This is a genomic window from Bacillus sp. FSL R5-0585 (genome assembly GCF_038004545.1).
In the GTDB taxonomy this organism is placed as follows: Bacteria; Bacillota; Bacilli; order Bacillales; family Bacillaceae_G; genus Bacillus_A; species Bacillus_A cereus.
The window spans coordinates 3,428,438-3,452,597 of record NZ_JBBORJ010000001.1; the positions used below are offsets into that span (position 1 = coordinate 3,428,438).

The window sequence follows — 24,160 nt, forward strand, 5'->3', positions numbered from 1 at the left end:
CATAATTTATGAAATAAATGTAGCAAATAGAACGAGTTAGAATTACTACTGAAAATTTGGTTTACTATATACATATACACTTAGCAAAGGAGATAGTACAATGCAGGCACCTCCTTCTTTTTATGAAGGCGATACGTTAGAAGTCGCAAAAAAATTACTCGGGCAAAAACTTGTTCATATTGTAGACGGAATAAAGCGAAGCGGAATCATTGTAGAAGTAGAAGCATATAAAGGCCCAGATGATAAGGCCGCACATAGTTACGGAGGCAGACGGACAGATCGCACAGAAGTTATGTTTGGTGCACCAGGGCATGCTTACGTATATTTAATTTACGGTATGTATCATTGCTTTAACGTTATTACAGCGCCAGTGGGCACCCCGCAAGGTGTTCTCATTCGAGCTCTTGAGCCGGTAGATGGAATAGAAGAAATAAAACTAGCGCGCTACAATAAGACCGAAATTACAAAAGCGCAGTACAAAAATTTAACGAACGGTCCTGGCAAACTATGCCGTGCACTTGGCATCACTTTAAAAGAACGCGGTGTATCGTTACAAAGTGATACGTTACATATTGAATTAGTTCCAAAAGAAGAACACATATCATCACAATATAAAATAACAGCAGGACCTCGTATTAATATCGACTATGCAGAAGAAGCTGTACACTATCCGTGGCGTTTTTATTATGAGGGACATCCGTTTGTTTCAAAAAAATAAGCGATATCAACAATTTTTCAAATATATCTATCGTAACTTACAATATATCAACGATTTTTCGAATATATCTATCGTAACTTACAATATATCAACGATTTTTCAAATATATCTATCGTAACTTACAATATATCAACGGTTCAACAAGAAATATCGATTTATCGACAAATAATAACATTACGAATAAAAGAAGACTGTTCCAAAATGGAACAGTCTTTCCCTCTTACTCTGCACCTTCCGCAGTTGCAATATTATCCTCTAAATTTTCTCTTGATAATGCAGCCGCCATAAAATCTGCTGTTTCTGGAAGTGCTAAATGCATATGAGCTTTTTGACAAATTTGGATCGTGCAGTTTTCTATAACATAGTCGAAAACATGTCCGCCTCCGCTTCTTTCATCATCAATGTAATGTAAGTGGAATCCAGCTACCCCGATACCTTGTGCGTAATCTGGTGTCCAAAATCCAGCAAGCGTACCTTCTGTATTTTCAAACGAAAAGATTGGTTGCGATTTCGTCACTTCAACGAGTGGTGTATACGGTTTTTCTTGTCTTGGAACAGTTCTCGTTCTTACTTCACGGAACGTACCGTCCATTCGAATAGCGTAAAATAAGTTTTTACTTGGCATTAATTCATGTAATAACGCTTCAACTTCTTCACGATTCATCGGACGCTCTACCGTATAACTCATTTCTTTTTCAAAAAACGTTACAGTCGCAAACGGTGTTGTTTCTTCTGGCTCTACTTTTTCTGCTGAACCGTCTGAACGTAAATGATAAAATTCGTTATCAAATGCAATCATTTCACCATCTAATTGATCAAATGTGCCGATGCCGAAATCACCACGTTCTTTCAATTCCTCAAAGCTAATCACACCATCATATATACCATCTAATAGCGCAAGCATTGTAGATGTTTGATATACTTCATTACTCATTTTCGTTCTTTTTGCATCAATATCGATTAATTGCGCAACAGTCATCTCAAATCTGCCTCCATTAGTTTAATTGGTTTGGTAATAATTTTTCGCTTAATTTAATGTTATCACGGTAGTCGATTGGAATATCAATAATGACAGGACCGTCTGCTGCTAGTGCTTCTTTTAATACCCCTTCTAATTCATCAGGCGTGTTAACACGAAGACCTAACGCCCCGAAACTTTCCGCATATTTAACAAGATCAACATCGCCAAACTCTGTAGCTGATGTTCTGCCGTATTTCATCATTTGTTGGAATGCAACCATATCATATGTGCCGTCTCTCCAAACAAGATGGACGATTGGAGAATTTAAACGTACCGCCGTTTCTAACTCCATCGCTGAGAATAAGAAACCACCGTCACCTGATACGGAAACTACTTTTTTACCTGGTTCTACTAAAGTAGCAGCGATTGCCCAAGGAAGTGCAACACCTAACGTTTGCATGCCATTACTAAATAATAATCTACGTGGTTCATAAGAACGGAAACATCTCGCCATCCAAATAGAATGGGAACCGATGTCACATGTAACGGTTGTGTCGTCACTAATTAAAGAACGAAGTGTACGAATCACTTGAAGTGGATGCGTAACACCTTCTGAAGCACGATTTGGAACTTCTGCTTGTTCTGATAATTTCGCGCGTAATCGTTCTAACACTGCTTCTGATTTCGTACTTAACACAAGTTTCGGTAACTTTTCTGCGATGCTATTTACCGTTAAGGCAATATCACCAATTAATTCACGCTCTGGTTGGTAATCATGATCGATATCTGCTTGATGGTCGTCAAGATGAATAATCGTTCTGTCGCCAAGTTTATTCCAGAATTTTGGATCATACTCAATTGGATCATAACCGATAGAAATAACAAGATCTGCCTCTTCTAGTAAAATATCACCTGGTTGGTTACGGAATAGTCCAACGCGGCCGAAGAAATGATCTTCTAACTCACGTGAAATGGCACCAGCCGCTTGATATGTTTCAACGACAGGAAGTTCTGTATCCGCGATTAATGCACGAACGGCTTTCGTCACTTCATTTGTGCTCGCTCTCATACCGAGTAAAATAACTGGTAATTTCGCTGATTTTATTTTTTCTACTACATATGTAATATCATGTGTGGGAGCGATTCCAAGCTGTGGCTTAGAAAGCGCACCGATAGACTCTACAGTTGTTTCCGCAGTCATAACGTCTTGCGGAAGACTTACTAAAGTAGCTCCCGGATTTGTGGAAGTCGCACTTCGAAATGCATTACTAAGTGCTTCTGGCACATTATCAGGATGCTCTACTTCTACGCTATATTTTGTGATTGGTTCGAATAGTGCAGCATTATCCATAGATTGATGTGTACGTTTTAATCGATCCGTACGCGGTACTGCACCAGCTAAAGCAACAACGGGATCACTCTCCGCATTCGCAGTAACAAGACCTGTCGCTAAATTTGATGTCCCTGGTCCTGAAGTTACAAGACATACGCCCGGTTTCCCTGTTAATCTACCAATCGCAGCTGCCATAAATGCTGCATTTTGTTCATGACGACAAACAATTAACTCTGGTCCTCTTTCTTGCAGTACATCAAATACAGAGTCAATCTTCGCTCCTGGAATACCGAAAACATGTGTAACACCTTGTTTAATTAAACAATCAACAACAAGATCTGCTCCCTTTGTTTTTGTCTTCACGTCGTTTGCTTTTACACCTGTACTCAAAACTAATCATCCCTTTATTTCATAATGTGTGTAATAAAGATTTTAATTTCACCTAATTAATTAATGTGGTGAAGTATCGTTATCATTATATTACAAATGCATTATTTTTCCAAGAATATGAATTCGACATTATTTTGACAAGATTTAAAGAATGCGCTTACAACCTTTTGTTTATCTTAAAATAACATTTTTATATCTCTTCTAAAAATGTACAAAAATACTTCCACCTATTCACATTATTAACAAATTTATAGTACCTTGCAAAGAATAATAGTAAGTGATACATTTGTAAATAATGGAATGCCCATTATTTGTAATTTTATTCACGATTAGTATATCTCCTTTCAAAAAGTAGATATAGATTGTGTGTGCTGCTTAGAAAAAAGATAGGATTTTCAGCCATAATTCATCATTTTATAAAGGAAAGTGATCGTTATGAACAAGAGTGAATTTTTAGAACAACTTAGTTCTTCCCTACGGAATATGCCTAATTCAGAAAAGGAGGATATTATCTGGGAGTACGAAACTCATTTTATTAGTGGTAAACAAGATGGAATATCTGAAGAGGAAATTTCTAAAAAGCTAGGAAATCCTAAAACTATCGCTAAAGAACTTAATATTTCATATGTAATAAGTAACGCTGACAATAGGCGCAGCCTAAAAAATATTATGACAGCACTGTTTTCTGTTATGAGCTTAAGTATTTTAAACTTTATATGTATCATTATCGCCTTTTTCGTACTACTCTTTTTATTACCGATTCTTCTAGCACTTATTATTGCCACGCCAGTATTAATTATTTCGCCTATTTTATTAATAGGATTAGGATTCTTTAAAGGGTTTCATCAAATTAGTTATTCCGATGTTTATAATGTGTTCATCGCTTTTTGCGTCGGTTTACTCATATCCGTCATATCTTATCAAATGGTAAAACATCTATATGCACTTTTAGTAAAGTATTTGAAATGGAATATTGCTATTTTACAAAGACACTAATGAATGTAAAAGGAGATTAAAATGAAGAAATATACTTTATATTCACTCATGCTACTTACTCTTTTATTTCTATCAGCTTGTTCAAACAGTGTACAACCTAAGGAAGAAAACGATGTACAATCTATTAAAGATGTTGCTATTAAAGTTCCAGAAAATATATTTAGTTCCTCAAAGAAAAACGAAACTATTAGTGAAGACGAAATGAAACAAAATATAAAAAATTATATAGATTATAGTTGGGAGTTATCTGAAAATATTATCGCTCTCGCTTCAACAAATTCTGATAAGAATTTCACGGAATCTGACCGAGAAAAATTACAAAAACTAATTGATTTAGCGAAACAAAACGATATGAATTTCCATGAGTTTATTAGTAATAATAATTTACCTACTGATTATAAAAAACCTTCAAAAGAAATCTATGCATTTATGTCATCATCTACGGATATTTTCGTAGAGCTAGATCAAGAATTAGACAAACTCACCCAAGATGGTAACTTATTCAAAGCCAATTTTTCTTTTACAAAACGCCTTGAGAAAATAAATGGGAGGAAACAAAAAGAGATTGAAACGTTTTTGAACGAAAAAAATATTAAAACTTCAATTAACAGCAATAAAAAAAATTAACAGATGTGTTACATATCCCTTTCAAAATAACCAATAAGAAATGGCTATTTTGAAAGGGAATTTTTGTGGTATAACTATTAAATTCCCTAAACAAAAAAGACACTCCTAAACTAGGAGCGTCTTCCACTATTACGCTTGTTGTTGCGCGCTATATAATTCTTCAAGTGGCTTCATGATAATTTTGTTAACGTCACCGATTACAACGTTTAGGCGTTGCTCAGTTTCCATTAATTTTGTAATTTTAGCATCTTGTTGAATGCGAGCTACAACTTCTTGTGCTTGTTGGTTGTCTTCTTCAGTGATTTCTTGGCCTTGCATCATTTTCTGTTGTAGGCTAAGTTGCATTGTACGGAACTCATCGAATAAGTTCTTTGAAGCTGTGTCAGCTTGAACTGCTGCGTAGCTCTCTTTTAAAGTTTTGAAGTCTTCGTTTTCAGCGATTGCTTTTTGTAATTCATATGCAACATCATGAATGTTCTTTGTCATTTTATTTTTCCTCCTTTAGAAGGCTAGCGCTTTTCACTCGCACTGCCTTTTACGTGCATTTACATACGCACCTCTTCTTACCATATCAAACTATGCAAGAGATGTGAAGAAATTTCACTTTTATTTCTATGTACTCACCTTATTATCTAAGAAACAATAGTAACAATCCTTGTACGAGCCCGATCATTCCGCCTAATAACGCTCCTAAATACGTAATCATTTTTAGTTCATTTTTCGTAATAGACAGAACTAAGTCTTCTAATCTTTCTGTTGAGAATGTAGACACTTCTTGCTGGACAATTTCCGCAAGGTGTAGATTATTTAGTATACTCTCTACATTTTCTGTTCCCCACTTTAAGCCTTTCGCTACTGCACTTGGAACCACTTTTTCAATAATTGTTTCTCGAACTGGTTCACATACTTGCTGAACAGATTGATTTAAAAACTTACTCACTGTTTCCTCTACTTTAACTGCTGACAGCACGGAGCTTACAATCATTTCTTTCTCTACAAATGCTTCTAATTCTTTTACATCTCTTCCTTTTAACTTTTCCCACTCTTTTTGCAGTACGTCAGTTAAAAGCTGCTTTGTAGCATCTTGCCCTAAAAACTTAATAACTTCTGGCTGCACACGATCCACAACACTTACATTTCCTAAAAACATTCCGACTAAGTTAAGTAGCGTTCCGCGAGAAGCAAAGAAATCATCAATCATTTTTGAAAGACGTGCTTTCCCTTCTTCACTTTCAAAAAAGCTAATTCCTCGCTCTAAAATAAACGCCGAGACATTCGGAATCGCATTCTCTATCTTTTCATGTACAGAATGAGGTAAAGCCTGTTCCCATGTATATGTATAATACTCTGCTAAAAATGCATGAATTTTTTCTGTAATCACATGTTCGATTTTTCGAGTCACTTCTTCTTCTACATGCGCTACATTCCATTTTTCTAACATATATCGCAGTGATTGTTCATTAGTCATTACTTTATCCACTTCCACTTGCGCCCAGTGAATTAAACCTTTTTGAAACTCTTCATTTGTTAGCTTTTTTCCGATTCCTTCTGGTGTTAACAAATGTTCTACAACCATTTTTCCTAATTGAACAGCAAGTTCATCACGCCGCTTCGGAATTAACCCTGGTGTAAATGGAACTTGAAACTTTCCGATATAAATAGGACGATGAGGACGAAATAACATTTTTATCGCTAAATGATTCGTGTATCCCCCAATAATTGCTCCGAGTCCTGTCGTCGTTAACATATTTAACCATATATTCATTACAATCAACCTTTCACTTCTCCAAAACTATAGCATATCATCATACGGACAAAAGTATAATGGTATAAAAACGTATTTGCAATATATAGCTTCGCCTATTATGCAAATAGTAGTAAAGGAGTGATTTCGTTGGTTCTCGGCCTTTTAACTTCTAAACTTCATTATGAGCAAACGTATTACACCGAAATCGCTAAACGCGCTCGGCTTTATCATAATGTCGTTGCCCAGTTTACGCCATTTTGTATTGATTCTAAAACAGACCTTGTTTCTGGTCTTATTTACGATACAGATACAGGAAAATGGAAAGAGCAAACATTCCCTATTCCTTCTTATATATATGATCGTTATTCTTTTCACGAGGAAACAGACTTTGAAAAAGCAAAATCAATTATTCACTCTTTGCACAACCGTCCTTCCATTACCTTTTTAAATAACACACTTATTAACTTAAGTGAACTACATGATTTATTTCTCACTAATAAAAAACTGTCTCCTTATATACCCAAATTTGAAGTGGCAACGATACAAAACATTTTCAAATTGTTGTTAAAAACTAAAGATATTATTATACGCCCCACTAATATACATTCTAAAGATAACTTATATCGAGTCGCTTACAAAAATAAAACGTTTCATATCGATACAGTACATGAAAAATACCATACTTCTCTTTCAATCAAGCGGACAGATGAATTTATATCTTGGTGTAAATCTAACATACGTTCATCACGCTACATAGTGCATACCATGCTACAACCACCAAATCAATTAACATACCCACTCCACATTCGAACTATTTTGCAAAAAAACAAAGAACAAACTTGGAATATTATCGGTCAATTTATACAAAAAAGTTCATTTCCTAATCAGCTTTTACCTTCAGCAACAGACGATGATTCATTGCATTCATTTTCAAAAATTAAATACGTACTATCTAGTACAGGTGTGCAACTATTGCAAGACGCTTTACACGACATTATAAATGAAGTATTCCAAACACTAGATCAGTCTTATTCTTCGTTATTTGAACTAGAACTTTCCACAATTATGGATCAAAAAGGCGCAATTTGGCTTATGTATGTCAACACGATTCCTCCTTACGAACAATACATTCGTCATAGTGATTCATTAGCCGAAAAGATATTTCACGGACCACTTAAATTCAGTCGCTTTACACCATAATGAAAGGAGGTAAACCTATTTTGAAAGAACATATATATACATTAAACATTTCAGATGAACATCCAAATAGCATTACTTTACCTTACGTTTTTTCTATTACACCACCTATTACATCCCTATCCTTCGGTATACGTCACATTGCAAGTGAAGAGGTGAAAATTCATTATTCCTTTACTCGCGAAATTATTATCGGAAAGCATATTGCCGAAAAACTTTTACTGCCTCAATCAACTACTATTCATGCATTTACACAAAACCAAACAATTATTTTCGGACCATTAATCGGCATTTTTACAACTGGCTTTAATGATGATTCTTCTAACCCTTTAGGAAATCGTTCAATTGCTCTGAGTGAGTTGTTAACACCACCATTCTCATTACGACCGTTCGTATTCGTCTTTGGCGTTCAACATATAAACTGGGAAGAAGAAACAATTGAAGGATATTTCTTTCGAGAGAAACAATGGATAAAGAAAAAGGTTCCTTTACCAAACGTCATTTACGATCGACTACCGAATCGACAAGCGGAAAATTACAAACCAATTGTCAGAGCAAAAAGAAAGTTAGAACAAGACTACTGCATTCCATGGTTTAACCCAGGTTTTTTCAATAAATGGGAAGTTCATCAACTTCTTACGAAAGACGAATCAATTAAACCCTTATTACCAAATACAGAAGCATTTCAGCATTTTGAACAAGTAGAACGGTTTCTTGGCACGTATAAATCAGTGTACATGAAACCAATACACGGGAGCTTTGGTAGAAATATTCATCAAATATTTTATTCTCAAACAGAGAATTGCTACTACTGTCGTTATCGCGAAAATGAAGAAAATAAACTGAGAAAGTATCAATCATTAGAAACGCTTCTAAACCACGTATTAAAAGGACATGATTTAAAAAAGTTTATCGTACAGCAAGGTATTTCGTTACTTCGCTTCGATGGGCAACCTGTTGATTTCCGCATTCATACAAATAAAAACCATTTCGGTAATTGGATAGTTAGTGCAATCGTCGCCAAAATCGCCGGCAAAGGCAGTTTAACAACGCACGTAAATAGTGGCGGTGATACAAAATTATTACAAGAGCTTTTTCCAGATTCAACGAAACAAGTTCAAATTGAAAATAAATTAAAACATACTGCCTTACAAATAAGTTACGCGCTCGATGAACAAGTAACTGGAAATATTGGAGAAATCGGTTTTGATATCGGTTTAGACACAAAGGAAAATCCTTGGTTATTTGAAGCCAACTCTAAACCTGGGCGAACTGTATTCCAAGATGCCAAATTAAAAGAACAAAGTGAACTGACACGCCAATTATTTTACGAATATGCCATCTACTTAACTGAACATTCCTTACGTGATGCAAAGGAAAAAATGTCCCAAATAAAATCCGGGACTTCATCAAACACCGAATGTATCCCTTCTCCTATGATTCACTCACAAATACAAAAACAAAAACTTCCACCTAGATAATAAGGTGGAAGTTTTCTATTTACACAAGTTTTACTACAACCTCAGTTTCCACATTACATACTCTGCAATAAAAAATATGATTGCAATATTCATTTGAATTATTATGCGTTAAACCATCTACTGCACTTAATAATTCTTGATCCATATAGGCACTATAATCGTCTATGTAATCTACAGACTTCCCATAATCTTGGAGTATACTTTGGCAATTTTGACAAGAATATGTTTGTGATTCTAATGCGTTACAAAGCGGGCAAATTCCCATCATGATTCCTCCATACGTTATCGTTTAAAGCCTCTCTTTTTTAGAGTGAAGAGAGCAACTATCCAGACATAGGAGCGCCCACTCCATCCCTACTTAAAAATAGAACTATGAAGTTGCTACCGATTTCATTTTTATTTCAATAAATCATAAATAAGAAGCTAATAATTAGCCTACAAGTAGCAGGCTACAATGAAAAAATTATATTTAATATCCTCCTTAGTTTGGCCTGTTTTCTTAAAAATACAACGATTACTCTTATTTCATAATTTACGAAATCAATACGTTTTTTTACAAAATTTACAAATTATTATTTTGTATATCTTTCTAGGTAACATCCATACTATGAGTACAAACTTAATTACCGATGGATTAGCGCCAACCGGGGCGATAATCTGGTTCAACTCCAGCTAGTCCAACCAAAAAACTTTTATAACTCTAAGGAGGATATATTCCTATGGCAAACCAAAATTCTTCAAATCAATTAGTAGTACCAGGTGCAACAGCTGCAATCGATCAAATGAAGTACGAAATCGCTCAAGAATTTGGTGTACAATTAGGAGCAGATTCTACGGCTCGCGCTAACGGTTCAGTTGGTGGAGAAATCACAAAACGTCTAGTTGCAATGGCTGAGCAAAGCCTTGGCGGATTCCACAAATAAATATATATGGCAAAAAGGTCTCAAGGCATATGCCTTGAGACCTTCCTTAATTTATTGCAACATTTGTAAAAACTTCTTCGTACGTTCTTCTTTTGGATTTGTAAATACTTCTTCTGGTGTACCTTGTTCGACAACGACACCACCATCCATGAAAATAACACGGTTCGCAATTTGATGTGCAAAACGCATTTCGTGCGTTACAATAACCATCGTCATGCCCTCTTTAGCAAGTTCTTTCATTACTTTCAGAACTTCTTGAACGAGTTCAGGATCAAGCGCTGACGTCGGCTCATCAAATAGTAACACTTCCGGCTCCATCGCAAGTGCGCGCGCAATTCCAACGCGCTGTTGTTGTCCGCCTGATAATTGGAACGGATATAAATCCACTTTATCTGCTAAACCAACTTTTTCAAGGAAATAGTTTGCTTTTTTCTTCGCTTCTTCTTTCCCCATCTTTTTCACTGTAACGAGCCCTTCCATTACATTTTGAAGTGCTGTTAAATGCGGGAATAAATTATGGTGCTGGAATACCATACCTGTTTGCGTACGAAGATTAACAATATCTTTCTTCGTTACTTTTTGAGAGAAGTTAAGCTCTTTATTACCGATACGAATATTACCAGCGTTTGGCGTTTCTAATACATTGAGACAACGTAAGAATGTCGTTTTACCAGATCCAGACGGCCCAATAATAACAACAACCTCGCCCTTCTCAACTGTTAAATCTATATGCTTTAGTACGGTATTATCTCCGAAACTTTTTTGTAAGTGCTGAATTGAAATCATAAAAACAAAAACTCCTTTTGTAAAAGGATTATTTTAATGTATAGCGTTCTGAACGCTTTTCTAACATCTGTTGTACGATTGATAATAAGAAACAAATAACCCAGTAAATAAGACCTGCTTCAAAATAAACAATTAAAAACTCGTAGTTCATCGCCGCAATTTCCTGCGCTTTTCGGAACATTTCTGTTACTAAAATTAACGATGCTAATGAAGTATCCTTCACTAAGCTAATAAATGTATTTGAAAGCGGCGGGATTGATACGCGCGTTGCTTGTGGTAAAATAACACGTTTTAATGCTTGTGGATATGTCATCCCAATTGTATAAGCTGCTTCCCACTGCCCTTTCGGAATGGAAAGGATAGAAGCACGAATAATTTCAGATGCATATGCACCGACATTTAATGAAAATCCAACAACTGCTGCTGTATATGGCTCAACTTCAATATTAAGAGTTGGAAGACCATAGAAAATAATAAATAACTGTACAAGAAGTGGCGTTCCGCGAATGATAGATACATAGATACGAGCAATCCATTGTAAAATACGACTACCTGAAATACGTGCGAGCGCTGTTAACGTCGCAAGTATAAGACCGATAATAAATGTAATAAGCGTTAATGGAATTGTTGTAAAAACAGCTTCCTTCAGCATAGGCATGAAGGAAGTCTGCATAATATCTATCCAAGTAGACAATCGATCTGAAACTAATGCACTACTTAGATACATTTTCACCGAACCATTTTTTCGTTATTTTGTCATACGTACCGTCTTTTTTCATATCTTCTAACGCTTTATCTACTTCTTGTACAAGCTTATCGCTACCTTTACGGAATAAGAATCCACTTTGTGAAGCTTCTTTTTCTGTATCTACAATTTTAATTTTTGCATCTTTTTTCGTTTCTAAATAATTTAATACTGATAACTTATCATTAATTGTAAAATCAACGCGTCCTGAAGCTAATAATTCTGCCGCTTGGCTAAATCCTTCTACACCTTCGATTTCTGCACCGTTTTTCTTAGCAATATCTGCATAGTTACTCGTTAAAGATTGTGCTCCTTTTAACCCTTTTACATCAGCAAATGTAGCAGGCTTATCTTTATCTTTTGCGATAACTAATGCCGCTGAAGATGAAATATATGGTTTAGAGAAATCGTATTTCTTTTGACGATCTTCACGAATACCAACTTCGTTTGCAACCATATCGAAACGTTTTGCATCTAGGCCAGCAAGTAAGCTATCCCATTGTGTTTCTTTAAATACAGGTTTTACACCTAAACGTTTTGCAACTTCTTCTGCTAATTCAACATCGAATCCAGTTAATTTATTGCTTGAATCGTGGAACGTAAATGGTGGATATGTACCTTCTGTACCAATTACAAGTTCACCGCTTTGTTTAATCTTTTGTAACGCGTCTTGACTAGCTGTATCTTTTTTCTCTTCTTTACCGCAGCCGGCTACAATCCCGATCGCTAATGTAGTTACTGCAAGCACTGAAAATAATTTCTTCATGATAGTAATCCTCCAAGTATTCTGATAGGAATTTAAAAACTATATTGATTGTATGCAATCTTGAACAATTTTTCAATGAAAATGTTCTTATTTAGTTTATCCTTTTTCTTCATAATCAAACAAAAGGGAAAAATAACGCTACATACAAAAAATAAGTAACATTTTTTAATATAGCATTTATGGAGAAAAAGGTAAAACAATACTTCTTATTTAACTGTCGTAATTCGCTAAAGAGTCGACATGTTCATCAATAAAAAAGAACTTGTGAAAATCACAAGTTCTCCTCCATGCATATTAAGCACTCTGATTGCCTTCCATTTGCGTTTTATACATATCGTAATAACGCCCGCGCTTTTTCATCAATTCATCATGAGAGCCTTTTTCTAAAATGGTTCCTCTATCGAGCACAATAATTTGATCTGCGCTTTTAATCGTTGAAAGGCGGTGAGCGATAATAAATGTCGTTCTTCCTTTTTTTACAACTTCTAGTGCTTGTTGAATCATCGCCTCTGTTTCTGTATCAATACTAGACGTTGCTTCATCTAAAATTAAGATAGCTGGATCAAAAGCAAGCGCCCTAGCAAATGAAATAAGCTGACGTTCTCCAGTGGAAAGTGTACTTCCCTTTTCTGTAATTTCTTCATTTATATTATTCGCAAATCTTTCAGCACCAACATCATGCAATGCTTTTATGATACGCTCTTTTGAAATTTTTTCATTTTCTAAGCTTACATTGGAAGCGACCGTCCCGCTAAAAAGAAACGGGTCTTGCAGTACGATTCCCATATGTTCACGGGTTGCTTGTTTCGGCATCTCTTTTACATCGTGACCATCAATCGTAAGCTTTCCTTTTTCAAACTCATAAAATTGAAAGAGTACATTCATGATAGAACTTTTTCCTGATCCAGTATGACCGACAAGTGCCACTGTCTCGCCTTGTTTCGCTTCAAAAGAAATATTTTTTAACACTTCATCTTTTCCATTATAAGAAAATGATACATTATCAAATTTTACATTTCCTTTTAAACGAGGCATACGTTCTTCTTCTACCGGTTCCCCTTTTTCCTCTAACAATTCAAAGACACGTTCTGATGCAACGCGCGCTTGCTCTAAGTTTGCAAGCTGATTCACCATATTTGTAATCGGTGAGAACAATCGTGTTAAATAATCAACGAACGCATACAGTATCCCTAGAGAAATGACGCCTGTAGCACTTAATGAAGCGCCACCGAAATACCAAATCACACCTGTGAAAGCGATATTTCTTAATACGGATACTAAATTATGAGAAGTTGCTGCATTTAAATTTAAAATTTTATTTTGATACTTAAAATAATCGCCATTTAATTCTTCAAATTCTTTTTTCGTTTCACGCTCTTGACGGAACGCTTGAATAATTGGCATCCCTTGAATGGATTCATTCACTGTTCCGTTAATATCAGATAAGCGAGAGCGCATTTTATGATTGTATACAGACGCGTATTTTCTATAAAGAATCGCCCAAACAATTAAAATTGGGATAATTAATAAACATAATGAAGCGAGCTTCACATCTAATAAAAATAACGCAGCGAATATCCCAATAATATAGATGATACTAGAAACGAATGTTGCCAGCACCGTTACATATAAATCACGAATGGCCTCTGTATCATTCGTCACACGCGAAACAATTTTCCCCGCCGGTAAATGATCAAAGTACCGAATTGGCAACGTTTGAATATGAGAAAAAACATCTTCCCTCATAATTTGAATAATTTTGTTCGCTGCCTTCTGCAAGAAGAACTGCTTTCCGTATGCAAATAATGACACGACTACTAATAAAGCGAAATAGCCACCACCAAGTAATAATAGACGGTTTATTTCTGGTTTATAAAACGCAAACACTTCTTCTTTCGTTAATGCTTTCGCTTTATACACTTGCACCGCCTTACCATTTTGAACGGTAATCATATCCCCTTTTACAGTCCGTGACCCTTCCGCATTTACTTTATTCGGTACAAAATAATATTGAAAACCGACTTGCATCACGCGTACTTCTTTTCCTTTTTTCTCGCCTTGTTCAAACCGATCACTTCGCTTATAAAAAGCCCCATTATACGAAACAGCCTCTTCACTCTTTTCTGTTTCATACCAAGGTTTCTCTATTCCAACGATATGATCGTCAATCATCGTTTTCGCGACGAAAGGACCAGCAAGCTCTGCAATGACGAAAATAAATAACATTAACATCGCAGCAAAAATCGTCCCTTTCACTTTCATCGCGTATTGAAACAATCGTTTTGAAACGCTCATATTTTCACCCCACTATCCGCACTTTCACTTTCACCTTGTTGTCTTTCAAACTGCTCAGCATACCAGCCTCCCTTTTGGATAAGCTGATCATGCGTACCTTCTTCTATAACTGCACCTTCATCCATAACGAGAATCCAATCCGCATGTTGCACTGCAGATAAACGATGCGTCGTAATAATCGTCGTCTTTCCGCTTCTTTCCGTTCTTATATTTTCAATGATCGCTGCTTCCGTACGAGCATCTACAGCTGATAAAGAATCATCCAAAATTAAAATTTCTGGATTTTGAATAACAGCTCGTGCAATCGAGATCCTTTGTTTTTGTCCTCCTGATAAAGAAACACCTTTCTCTCCAACGAGCGTTTCTAACCCTTCTGGTAAAAACTCTAAATCCTTTTTAAACGCAGCAATTTCAATTGCTTTCTCTAGTTCTTCTTCAGTCGCTTCCCTATTTCCGAATAAAATATTTTCTCGCGCTGTTTTTGAGAACAAAATATGCTCCTGCGGTACATAACCAATCCAGCCGAGTACATTTTCATTCGTCATTTTATCTAAAGTCACATCAGAAACTGCAATATCTCCATCTCCAAGCGGATATTGGCGAAGAAGCTGACGTACAAGCGTCGTTTTCCCGCTTCCTGTTTTTCCGACAACCCCTAGCGTTTCTCCTTGCTTTAATGTGAAAGAAACCTTTTTTAAATTTTCTTCAGTTGATGAAGGATATGAGAAAGACACATCATCAAACTGAATATAATCCGGCTCTTGCACAAGCTTTGGATGTTTCGGATTCTTTACATCTGGCTCATACGCTAACGTTTCATTCACACGGTCAAGCGAAGCATTTCCTCTTTGCATAACATTAATTAATTCCCCAATTGCAAACATCGGCCAAATCATCATCCCTAAATACACGTTAAAAGAAACGAGTTCACCAAGCGTCACCTTTGACTGGAACACAAGGTATGCACCGTACACTAAGCCGATTAAATAACTAAGACCGACAAGCATTTTCACAGTTGGTTGGAATAATGCATCAATCTTTGCTACCTTCATATTTTTTTCGTAGACGTCATCTCCTAAATGATGAAATCTTTCCTCGTCTGCATTCTCTTGTACGTATGCACGAATAACGCGCACACCAGCGATTGATTCAAGCACTTTATCGTTCATATCACCAAACGCATCTTGCGCAACTGTAAATCTTTCATGCAATTTCTTTCCATATATATTCATCGCATACGCCATAATTGGAAGCGGAATAAGCGCTGCAAATGTAAGCTCCCAACTAATTGTAAACCCCATCATAAAGACAATCGTAAGCATATATAAACTAGAATCCACAAGCGTTAATATACCAAAACCAGCTGTCATAGCGATTGCTTTCAAATCATTTGTCGCTCTCGCCATTAAATCACCAGTACGATTTTTTTGATAAAAAGTCGGCGTCATCTTAAGTAAATGCCCCATAAATTTAGAGCGCATCGTTTTCTCAAGTACGAATGCACCGCCAAACAATTGATGTTGCCATACGAAAGTGAGGCCATATCCAACGATCGTAACCCCTATTAAAATAAGAATAGACTGTATAATAGCTTCGTTCGATAACGTTCCTGTTTTTATGTTATCTATCGTAACCCCTAACACTTTCGGGGGAATCACTTCAACTATATTCACAATTAAAAGAGCTCCAATGGCAATACTATATCTCTTCCAGTGCTCCCTAAAAAACCATTTTAGCTTTAGTAATACTGATAACAATGTAACCTCTCCCTTCTCGTTCTCGTTTACCTCTCATTTCTTTATCCACTATCCAGACCTATCACATTTACATTTCGTAACCCATACAATCTCATCACATTTTTCCACCTTCCAAAGTTTTTTATCGGAACTAAACAAGGGAAAATAAACAAAAAAAAGCATACCGCCGCTTGACGATATGCACAGGAATGCATAAAAAGCGTACGTTACGATATACGCAACGTACGCTTCTTATAAGACAAAGATGCCCTATATATCCGTACGGGTTGCGTAATGATATGAATGTTTTCTGCCATTTAACAGAGCTAAGCCCATTACATTTACGATTACAATCATTACGCACACCCCTTTCATTTATTTTCCATTTATAATCTTACAACTTTATTGAGTATTCTGTCAATTATTTTTTCACACTTTAAATAAAAATATATGATACACCATTTTGAAATAAGGGAATGTTCTGTAAGAAAGGGCATACAAAATAAAAAAAGAATAAGAAATCGTTTTCACAAACATTTCATTTGAAAAATGTTATCAAACCCCCTACAATCACCTTATACTCACTCTTACAAGTTGCTATTTTAGGAGGACTAATCATGACAACTAGCAATACGTACAAATTTTATTTAAACGGAGAATGGAGAGAAAGCTCTTCAGGAGAAACAATCGAAATTCCATCTCCATACTTACACGAAGTAATTGGACAAGTACAAGCAATTACTCGCGGAGAAGTAGATGAAGCAATTGCATCTGCAAAAGAAGCTCAAAAATCATGGGCCGAAGCTTCCCTACAGGATCGCGCAAAATACTTATATAAATGGGCTGATGAGCTCGTAAATATGCAGGATGAAATTGCCGATATCATTATGAAAGAAGTCGGTAAAGGATATAAAGATGCGAAGAAAGAAGTTGTTCGTACAGCTGACTTCATTCGTTACACGATCGAAGAAGCTTTACATATGCACGGAGAAAGCATGATGGGCGATAGCTTCCCTGGCGGAACAAAATCTAAACTTGCGATTATCCAACGTGCACCACTTGGTGTTGTATTAGCAATCGCACCATTTAACTACCCAGTAAACTTATCTGCTGCAAAACTTGCACCAGCATTAATTATGGGTAACGCTGTTATTTTCAAACCAGCAACTCAAGGTGCAATTAGTGGTATTAAAATGGTTGAAGCACTTCATAAAGCTGGCCTTCCAAAAGGACTTGTAAACGTAGCGACAGGACGCGGTTCTGTAATTGGTGACTACTTAGTAGAACACGAAGGCATCAATATGGTATCGTTCACAGGTGGTACAAACACAGGTAAACATTTAGCGAAAAAAGCTTCAATGATTCCACTTGTATTAGAACTTGGTGGTAAAGATCCTGGTATCGTTCGTGAAGATGCTGACTTACAAGATGCTGCAAACCATATCGTAAGCGGTGCATTCTCTTACTCTGGTCAACGTTGTACAGCTATTAAACGTGTACTTGTACACGAAAACGTAGCGGACGAGCTTGTTAGCTTATTAAAAGCGCAAGTAGCTGAACTATCAGTTGGATCTCCAGAACAAGACAGCACAATCGTTCCATTAATTGACGACAAGTCTGCTGACTTCGTTCAAGGTTTAGTTGACGACGCTGTAGAAAAAGGTGCTACAATCGTTATCGGTAACAAACGTGAGCGTAACTTAATTTACCCAACATTAATCGATCACGTAACAGAAGAGATGAAAGTTGCTTGGGAAGAGCCATTCGGCCCAATCCTTCCGATCATCCGTGTTTCTTCAGATGAACAAGCAATTGAAATTGCTAACAAATCAGAGTTCGGTCTGCAAGCAAGTGTCTTCACTAAAGACATTAACAAAGCATTTGCAATTGCTAACAAAATCGAAACTGGTTCTGTACAAATTAACGGACGCACAGAGCGCGGCCCTGACCACTTCCCATTTATCGGTGTAAAAGGTTCAGGTATGGGCGCACAAGGTATTCGTAAGAGCCTTGAGTCTATGACACGTGAAAAAGTAACTGTATTAAACTTAGTTTAATCTTATAAAAAGAAGCTGATCTATTTTTAGATCAGCTTCTTTTCTATATAAATACTTCCGAAAAACGGAGTATTTCGTTCTACTTCCGATTTGGTTTTCCAAATCGAACTAAAACATGCCATAATAATTTTAATTCCTGAAGCACTTCTTCATAAGTTCCACGATCACTCCAAGATAATGGATTGCGTTTCAAATCCACTACAGCAGAGCCAATTATATTTGCATCGATGCAATGATTCCGTGCAATACGTCTTGCTAAAGATGGCATTTTTGAACCTCTAAAATCCATCGGAACTTCGTCTACCGCAAGTACAAAACCGATGTGCCAATACAAATCAATCGCATACTTCAGGCAAATTTCTTCTAAAACTCTTCCTACATCCGTACCCTTAAATGAAGGATCTGCAACAAGCGCCTCCACGTCTTCTTTAAGAGAAATCTCTCCATGAATCTGCGCTTCAATATAATGATTAAGATTACGGGCTGGCTCTTTGCTTACTACATCTATAAACGGCCTTTTCAGGTTAGCCAGTAAATGATTAATTAATATTGTTGGAGTCAAATTTCCTTCACCAATTGCAAAATCTCTTACAAATGTCTCTTCCAAAAGAGCAGCTAAAATCATATCAAACTCCTCATAAGTCCCCTTTTCTTTCGGATCTTGATGCGAATCTAAATACGTATATGTAGAGCGCGAAGAAACTTTTGGAGATAAGAGAAAATAACAGGAACCAAAACGCGGAGCCGGCCCATCTGGATGTAACATTAAATTTAGCGCTCCATATTTTGGCCGTTGATTATTTGTTACGCCTTCTAATTGATATGCTCCTCCAAATATTCTTTTTTCCCAAAGGTCACGTTCACCACCAGGGTAAGCAGATACGCTTCCATTAGATAGCAATGTTTCAAACTGACTTTTATATACTCCTTGCTCAAACAGTGCTTCAGCAACACTTTTCATATTCGAATCTAGTCTGTCTGGATGAAAGTGTAAAGCAATCCTTGCATGAGATTTTAAATTAGCGACAGCCTCTTCAAATATTTCATCTGTAATATTAGACATTTTAAGTATATGATTAATCGTTGCTTTAGCCTCACGTTTTTCGTTCTCTGCATATTTTGAAATATACTCCAAAGCAAATAATTGAGATCTTGATAATTCCATAATCAAACCTCTCCTTTAATTAAAATGACCTTAATCATTTCAATTAAAAGCTTATTCTTTCCTTCTTATGAAACGAACCTAATTTATTTAAAAACGTAATTTACTAAATCTTAATTATGCATACACGCATTTTTCATAGGCAAATGTACACATTCTACAGAAATTTGATACCCTAGCCATCGCTCAGCAATATGTTCAAATGATAAAACAGATCCCGTTGTAAAAAAACGATGCTTCGGATTCAGATTGTCAGACAAAATTCCTTTGTGCTGTAAAATGGTACTTAACTCTATCGCCGTTTCTTCTGCAGAACTAATAATCGTTACATCTTCTCCTAGTTCCTTTTTTATATAGGACTCTAAAAGTGGATAATGCGTACATCCAAGAATTAACGTATCTATATCTTCTTTCGTTAATGGAAGTAAAGCTTGTTTCACTTGCTGCGTGACATATGCTATATCTTCTAATCGATTTTCTACAACTGTAGCTAAAGTCGGACACGCATGACTATGCACTTCCAAATATGTATCAAGCTCGTGTAATGCTTTTTCGTACATATTAGATTTTATCGTACCTACAGTTCCAATTACTCCGATTTTCTCTTTCTTTGTTACTTTAATTGCCGCTCTTGCTCCTGGATGTATAACGCCAATAACTGGAATGGAAAGTGCTTCTTGCAGCGCAGTCAATACAGCAGCTGCAGCAGTATTACATGCTACGACTAGCGCTTTTAATGGAAACTGTTTGAGGAACTCAACCATTTCAAATACGAAAGATTGCACCTCCTCTACACTTCTTGGCCCATACGGGCAACGCTTATTATCACCAATATAATAAATGCTTTCTTTAGGCAATTGTCTTATAATTTCGCTCGCAACTGTTAATCCCCCAACGCCCGAATCTAGCACACCTATTACTGAATGTTTATGACATACAGACATTTACTTCATCCCCTTTTCAATCATCTAGCGCTAATAACATGTATTATATTACGAAAATTCAAATATTACATAACAATCCCTCTTACTTTTAATCACAAACTCTTCTCTATAATCTGATTATTACTATATCCATTGACGTATAAAAATTCATTTGTTACTCTTAAAGACGTTAATTTAATATTTAAATCCTCATTCGTATCTCGGTGAGGTAGAGGTTGCAATCATTAAGAGTATCATTTCAGGAGATGTAGTGGCATTGATGAAGGAATGAGAAAGGAATGGTTGCCGAAGTAAGTCGTGTCCACCATGCACGCTTGCTGGGTCTGCATTTAATAAGTGCAGAACTGTCACAAACGTTTCGTTTGTGGAGAGCTATCGAGAGGTATGTCGTGGGTTTCTTATAAGATAGAAAGCATGTAGCGGCAAATTACGTGCTTTTTTTGTTTTGTTTGGGACTTCTCTTCCTGACTCAGGAAGACATACATATCTCCTCGCTTGACTTGGTTATACTAACTTTGGAGGTATTTTCTATGCAACAAAAAAAATGGGGCTTTTGGGTACTAACAGCTTTCGTTGTCGGTAACATGGTTGGCGCTGGTATTTTCATGGTGCCAAGTACGTTGGCACAAACAGCAAGCCCACTCGGTGTCACTTTAGCTTGGTTAACTACAGGGTTTGGTGTTTTAATGCTAGCTCTTGTTTTCGGTAATTTAGCAATTCGTCGTCCTGATTTAACGACAGGGCCACAAAGTCATGCATATGCTTTATTCTCAACACCAAAAAAGAAAAAAATGGCTGGCTTCAGTATGGTATGGGGATATTGGGTTGCAAACTGGGCAAGTAACGTTGCCATCATTACATCATTTGCGGGATATTTATCACTCTTCTTCCCAATTATGAAAGATACGCGACTACTATTTTCAATCGGTTCGTTTAACGTAGAAGTCGGAAAACTAATTACATTTACGATTTGTTCCATCTTACTTTGGGGAACTCATATTATATTAACAAACGGTGTAAGCGGAGCTGGAAAACTAAACTTCTTAGCAACAACAACGAAAGTAACTGGATTCCTTTTATTCATCGTCGTTACGTTATTTGCATTCGAAGCTTCTAAGTTTGGACAATGGTACACACCGATGATTGATAAATCAGGTGCATCACACGGTCTTCTTTCACAAGTAAATTTAGCTGCTCTTACAACGCTTTGGGCGTTTATCGGAATTGAGTCAGCCGTTCTTTTATCAAACCGTGCTGTTTCTCCAAAAACGGTAAAGCGTGCAACAGTTGCGGGATTACTTATTACAGTTGCAATTTACTTAGGAATCACAATTTTAACAATGGGTGTACTTCACGTTGATAAATTACAAGCTTCTGAACGTCCATTAGCAGATGCACTAAACGCTGCAATGGGTCATGGCGGCGGGAAACTGATGGCATTACTTGCTCTTACTTCCCTGTTCGGTTCTATCTTAGGCTGGATTTTATTAAGCTCAGAAGTACCTTATCAAGCAGCAAAAGAAGGTTTCTTCCCTTCCTTCTTCACGAAAACAAATAAAAAAGGAAGTCCAATTTACTCATTACGATTAACAAACATTATGTCGCAAGTGTTCCTATTCTCAACATTATCAGGAACCATTGCGGAAGCTTATACATTCGTTATTACCGTATCGACACTCGCCTACCTCATTCCATATCTCGTTTCACCAATCTTCCAGTTAAAACTAGTCGCAACTGGTGAAACATATAAAAATGAAATGCGGGCAAGAATTACAGATGGCATAGTCGCAGTTATCGCACTTTGCTACGCACTATGGGTTATTAAAACCGGCGCATCCGATATAAAAACGTTCCTTCTCGGAATTGGTTTATTTGTAATTGGATTTGCTTTCTATCCATTAATGAATCGTGATCAGAAAAAAAATAACGAAAAGAAAAACGGGCAAGTTGCATAACGCAATTTGCTCGTTTTTTCTTTTGTAAAACATATATAATAGAACAAAGAGGTGAAAAACATGTCAATTGAATCGCTATGGAGCAGTCGCTTCCAACAACATATTCAAAATATCATTACATACTTTGCACGTATGATTAACGGTTTACTATATAGCTTTATCTTTATTTCATGCGTTGGTGCATATTATTATGCTCAGTTTCTAAAAGCATCTCCTTCTAAAGGAATATCTTTAATAATTATAACGATTGTACTTACATTCATTATAACGAGATGCCCTATCCGTACATTTATTCAAAAACCTGATGCTGTCTATTTACTAGCACTAGAAGAGAAACTAACATCTTATTTCAAAAAATCTCTTCTATACAATTACATCATTCAGCTTTTCCCATTGTTATTTACGTTCCTTATTCTCGTTCCACTTGCTATGCAATCATTACAATTAACTGTACCTTTTTTATGTACAATCTTTATCGTGTTAATGATTACGAAAGCCTGGAACATGTACATACATTGGATGTGGCGTGATAGTCACGAAAAAAATATATGGCTGATCATTCGTATTACTTGTAACGCCCTAATCATTTACATGCTGTTTTATTCCGCAAATGTTCTCATATTGGGCGGACTACTCTTACTACTTGCTTTCCTACTTCTATATACGAAAAAACAGCCTACAAAACGAATACCGTGGGATTACATAATCGAGCAAGAAGAAAAAATGAACGTTCGTTTTTATCAATTTGCTAGCATTTTCACAGATGTTCCGCAACTGAATAAACAAGTAAATAAAAGAAAATGGCTTACAAATTGGATTGAACCTTTATTACATAAAAAACGAGCAACTTTCTTCTACTTACATACACTCGCATTTTTACGTGGAAATGATTATTTCGGTATATATATTCGCTTAGGATTGATCGGTGCTTTCGCCTTATATTTCATACCAAATATATACGTAAAAGGTGCTATCGCTTATATCGTCCTATATATGATTTCTATGCAACTTCGCTCTCTGTGGAAATATTTTTCGGGAAATATTATTGTAGCATTATATCCGATTGGTACTGAAGAAAGAATGAAGCAATTTCTTCGCTTAATCTTTATATTGCTAAGCATCCAACTCATTGTATTTTCAATTGTTATACTCATTGCTACAGGTCAATTTTTACATAGCCTTATCATTATGATTGTCGGGTTACTCTGGATCAAATTTATTATTGTACCAAAAACGAAGCAAAGAATTTCCGCATTTTAACGAAAAGAATTATCTTAAAAGCCAAGGAGAAAATAAATTTTCTCCTTGGCTTTTTTATTTTTTAATGTTAAACCTATCGTT

At 36.2% G+C, this 24,160-nt stretch carries 21 protein-coding genes and 1 riboswitch; of the genes, 9 read left to right on the forward strand and 12 right to left on the reverse strand.

Annotation, left to right across the window (positions count from 1 at the left end):
• Nucleotides 1–100 precede the first annotated feature (100 nt).
• Nucleotides 101–718, forward strand: coding sequence for a DNA-3-methyladenine glycosylase (locus tag MKY38_RS17675; protein WP_001148797.1), 618 nt, complete (start codon nt 101–103; stop codon nt 716–718).
• Between the two features lie 220 nt (nt 719–938).
• Here the strand turns inward: MKY38_RS17675 and alsD are convergent, their stop codons facing one another.
• A complete protein-coding gene (gene alsD, locus MKY38_RS17680; RefSeq protein ID WP_065224683.1) occupies nt 939–1,697 on the reverse strand; it encodes an alpha-acetolactate decarboxylase in 759 nt (252 codons plus the stop codon).
• A gap of 16 nt (nt 1,698–1,713) precedes the next feature.
• Entirely contained in the window at nt 1,714–3,402 is a 1,689-nt protein-coding gene (gene alsS / locus MKY38_RS17685) for an acetolactate synthase AlsS (protein ID WP_137071702.1), read from the reverse strand.
• Nucleotides 3,403–3,837: 435 nt separating this feature from the next.
• Here alsS and MKY38_RS17690 point away from each other — a divergent pair, with 435 nt between their 5' ends.
• Both MKY38_RS17690 and MKY38_RS17695 read left to right on the forward strand, forming a co-directional pair.
• A complete protein-coding gene (locus MKY38_RS17690) occupies nt 3,838–4,398 on the forward strand; it encodes an HAAS signaling domain-containing protein (RefSeq protein WP_065224685.1) in 561 nt (186 codons plus the stop codon).
• Nucleotides 4,399–4,419: 21 nt separating this feature from the next.
• A complete protein-coding gene (locus MKY38_RS17695; protein WP_065224686.1) occupies nt 4,420–5,025 on the forward strand; it encodes an NDxxF motif lipoprotein in 606 nt (201 codons plus the stop codon).
• Nucleotides 5,026–5,154: 129 nt separating this feature from the next.
• Here the strand turns inward: MKY38_RS17695 and MKY38_RS17700 are convergent, their stop codons facing one another.
• Both MKY38_RS17700 and MKY38_RS17705 read right to left on the reverse strand, forming a co-directional pair.
• A complete protein-coding gene (locus MKY38_RS17700) occupies nt 5,155–5,511 on the reverse strand; it encodes a YlbF/YmcA family competence regulator (protein ID WP_000164614.1) in 357 nt (118 codons plus the stop codon).
• 142 nt (nt 5,512–5,653) lie between these two features.
• Nucleotides 5,654–6,790, reverse strand: a complete 1,137-nt coding sequence (locus MKY38_RS17705) for a DUF445 domain-containing protein (protein ID WP_065224749.1) — start codon at nt 6,788–6,790, stop codon at nt 5,654–5,656.
• A 129-nt stretch (nt 6,791–6,919) separates the two neighbouring features.
• Here MKY38_RS17705 and MKY38_RS17710 point away from each other — a divergent pair, with 129 nt between their 5' ends.
• Entirely contained in the window at nt 6,920–7,972 is a 1,053-nt protein-coding gene (locus tag MKY38_RS17710) for a YheC/YheD family protein (RefSeq protein WP_114555746.1), read from the forward strand.
• Between the two features lie 20 nt (nt 7,973–7,992).
• Nucleotides 7,993–9,450: a YheC/YheD family endospore coat-associated protein gene (locus MKY38_RS17715; protein WP_065224688.1), complete on the forward strand. Its 1,458-nt coding sequence runs from the start codon at nt 7,993–7,995 to the stop codon at nt 9,448–9,450.
• 19 nt (nt 9,451–9,469) lie between these two features.
• Here MKY38_RS17715 and MKY38_RS17720 read toward each other — a convergent pair whose 3' ends face one another.
• On the reverse strand, nt 9,470–9,715 hold the full coding sequence (locus MKY38_RS17720; RefSeq protein ID WP_000510476.1) for a hypothetical protein: 246 nt from the start codon (nt 9,713–9,715) through the stop codon (nt 9,470–9,472).
• 454 nt (nt 9,716–10,169) lie between these two features.
• Between MKY38_RS17720 and sasP the strand changes: the two genes are divergently transcribed.
• Entirely contained in the window at nt 10,170–10,373 is a 204-nt protein-coding gene (sasP, locus tag MKY38_RS17725) for a small acid-soluble spore protein, SasP family (RefSeq protein ID WP_000013338.1), read from the forward strand.
• A gap of 51 nt (nt 10,374–10,424) precedes the next feature.
• Here sasP and MKY38_RS17730 read toward each other — a convergent pair whose 3' ends face one another.
• From MKY38_RS17730 to MKY38_RS17750, 5 genes are all read right to left on the reverse strand, one after another.
• A complete protein-coding gene (locus MKY38_RS17730; protein ID WP_000623610.1) occupies nt 10,425–11,159 on the reverse strand; it encodes an amino acid ABC transporter ATP-binding protein in 735 nt (244 codons plus the stop codon).
• Nucleotides 11,160–11,187: 28 nt separating this feature from the next.
• Nucleotides 11,188–11,886, reverse strand: a complete 699-nt coding sequence (locus MKY38_RS17735; RefSeq protein ID WP_000281501.1) for an amino acid ABC transporter permease — start codon at nt 11,884–11,886, stop codon at nt 11,188–11,190.
• Nucleotides 11,873–12,670, reverse strand: coding sequence for an amino acid ABC transporter substrate-binding protein (locus tag MKY38_RS17740; protein WP_000732840.1), 798 nt, complete (start codon nt 12,668–12,670; stop codon nt 11,873–11,875). Before MKY38_RS17740 ends, MKY38_RS17735 begins: the two co-directional genes overlap by 14 nt.
• A 294-nt stretch (nt 12,671–12,964) precedes the next feature.
• A complete protein-coding gene (locus tag MKY38_RS17745; RefSeq protein ID WP_341049315.1) occupies nt 12,965–14,965 on the reverse strand; it encodes an ABC transporter ATP-binding protein in 2,001 nt (666 codons plus the stop codon).
• Nucleotides 14,962–16,722: an ABC transporter ATP-binding protein gene (locus MKY38_RS17750; RefSeq protein ID WP_000953783.1), complete on the reverse strand. Its 1,761-nt coding sequence runs from the start codon at nt 16,720–16,722 to the stop codon at nt 14,962–14,964. Before MKY38_RS17750 ends, MKY38_RS17745 begins: the two co-directional genes overlap by 4 nt.
• 596 nt (nt 16,723–17,318) lie before the next feature.
• Here MKY38_RS17750 and gapN point away from each other — a divergent pair.
• Entirely contained in the window at nt 17,319–18,758 is a 1,440-nt protein-coding gene (gene gapN, locus MKY38_RS17755; RefSeq protein ID WP_000213634.1) for an NADP-dependent glyceraldehyde-3-phosphate dehydrogenase, read from the forward strand.
• Between the two features lie 79 nt (nt 18,759–18,837).
• On the opposite strand, the gene MKY38_RS17760 is transcribed toward gapN, so the two are convergent.
• Complete coding sequence (locus MKY38_RS17760; RefSeq protein ID WP_341049318.1) at nt 18,838–19,923, reverse strand: DUF3626 domain-containing protein; 1,086 nt, start codon at nt 19,921–19,923, stop codon at nt 18,838–18,840.
• A gap of 110 nt (nt 19,924–20,033) precedes the next feature.
• The gene (gene racE / locus MKY38_RS17765) at nt 20,034–20,864 is read right to left on the reverse strand and encodes a glutamate racemase (RefSeq protein ID WP_341049321.1); all 831 of its coding nucleotides are present in this window, start codon (nt 20,862–20,864) and stop codon (nt 20,034–20,036) included.
• Nucleotides 20,865–21,065: 201 nt separating this feature from the next.
• Nucleotides 21,066–21,247, forward strand: a riboswitch (Lysine riboswitch).
• 147 nt (nt 21,248–21,394) lie between these two features.
• On the opposite strand from racE, the gene MKY38_RS17770 reads away from it, so the two are divergent.
• Together MKY38_RS17770 and MKY38_RS17775 are read left to right on the forward strand one after the other, a co-directional pair.
• Nucleotides 21,395–22,819 carry an amino acid permease gene (locus tag MKY38_RS17770; protein WP_001186301.1) on the forward strand — a complete coding sequence of 475 codons (1,425 nt, stop codon included), beginning with the start codon at nt 21,395–21,397 and terminating at the stop codon, nt 22,817–22,819.
• 60 nt (nt 22,820–22,879) lie between these two features.
• Nucleotides 22,880–24,079, forward strand: coding sequence for an ABC transporter permease (locus MKY38_RS17775; protein ID WP_070179749.1), 1,200 nt, complete (start codon nt 22,880–22,882; stop codon nt 24,077–24,079).
• Nucleotides 24,080–24,160 lie beyond the last annotated feature (81 nt).